This window comes from Sandarakinorhabdus sp., assembly GCF_032115815.1.
GTDB lineage: Bacteria > Pseudomonadota > Alphaproteobacteria > Sphingomonadales > Sphingomonadaceae > Sandarakinorhabdus.
Window position 1 is genome coordinate 1 of the sequence record NZ_JAUMBI010000117.1, and the last position, 811, is coordinate 811.

General features: G+C 67.3%; 1 pseudogene. It reads right to left on the bottom strand.

The window, feature by feature from the left end:
* Positions 1-6: 6 nt before the first annotated feature.
* Positions 7-811 (bottom strand): annotated as a pseudogene (locus RT662_RS07130) (phosphoglucosamine mutase); the annotation flags it as partial.

Sequence of the window (811 nt, forward strand, 5' to 3'; positions counted from 1 at the left end):
CCAGCATCAGGCGGCCGCTGCCGCAACAGCCGCACAGATATCATCGACCACGCGGCCGACCAGCGCCTTGTCCTCGCCTTCGGCCATCACCCGGATCAGCGGCTCGGTGCCGCTCTTGCGGATCAGCAGGCGCCCCTGCCCGGCCAGTTTCGCCTCACCCGCCGCAATCGCGGCCTTCACACTGTCCGCCTCCAGCGGTGCGCCGCCCTTGAAACGCACATTCTTCAGCAACTGCGGCAACGGATCGAACAGGTGGAGCAACTCGCTCGCCGGCTTGCCGCTGCCCACCATCGCGGCCAGCACCTGCAAGGCCGCCACCAGGCCATCGCCCGTCGTCGCGTGATCAGACAGGATGATATGCCCCGATTGCTCGCCGCCCACGTTGCAGCCGCGATCACGCATCAGTTCCAGCACATGGCGGTCGCCCACGGCGGCCCGGTGCAGCGCGATGCCCTTGGACTCCAGGAACCGCTCCAGCCCCAGGTTGGACATCACGGTCGCCACCAGCGCGCCGCCCTTCAACGTGCCGGCTTCCGCCGCGCGGCTGGCGATCAGCGCCATCAACTGATCGCCATCCACCACCTGGCCGCGTTCATCCACCACGATCAGCCGGTCTGCATCACCATCCAGCGCGATGCCGATATCGGCGCCGCTCTCCAGCACCTTCAACTGCAACGCCTTGGGATGGGTCGATCCCACCTTGTCGTTCACGTTGAACCCGTCTGGCGCCACGCCAATGGCGATCACTTCTGCGCCCAGTTCCCACAAGGCCGCCGGCGCCACCTTGTAGGCCGCACCGTGCGCGCAATCG